The sequence below is a fragment of the Eubacterium sp. AF15-50 genome, from assembly GCF_934835595.1.
Taxonomy (GTDB): domain Bacteria; phylum Bacillota; class Clostridia; order Lachnospirales; family Lachnospiraceae; genus Eubacterium_G; species Eubacterium_G segne.
In genome coordinates this window covers 258-533 of record NZ_CAKVZL010000157.1, presented here as the reverse complement: position 1 = coordinate 533, position 276 = coordinate 258, and the positions used below count along the sequence as shown (strand labels likewise).

General features: G+C 46.7%; 1 protein-coding gene. It reads left to right on the top strand.

What is annotated here, in order from left to right:
- A partial coding sequence (locus Q5O73_RS10560; protein WP_302669671.1) for a gamma-glutamyl-gamma-aminobutyrate hydrolase family protein occupies window positions 1–276 on the top strand: 276 nt, incomplete at both ends.

Sequence of the window (276 nt, the reverse complement as noted above, 5' to 3'; positions counted from 1 at the left end):
ACTCACAAGTATGGATGAGCCACGGAGATACCATCACCGCCATTCCGGAGAATTTCAAAATTATCGCTTCAACAGATAAAGTAGCCATCGCTGCTTATCAAATAAAGGAAGAGAAAGTATGGGGAGTACAGTTCCACCCGGAAGTGTTCCACAGTGAAGACGGAACCCAGCTTCTGAAAAATTTTGTAGTCGACATTTGCGGGGGGAAACAGGACTGGAGCGCTGCCTCTTTCATTGAAACGACTGTAGCCGAACTGAAAGCGCAACTGGGAAATG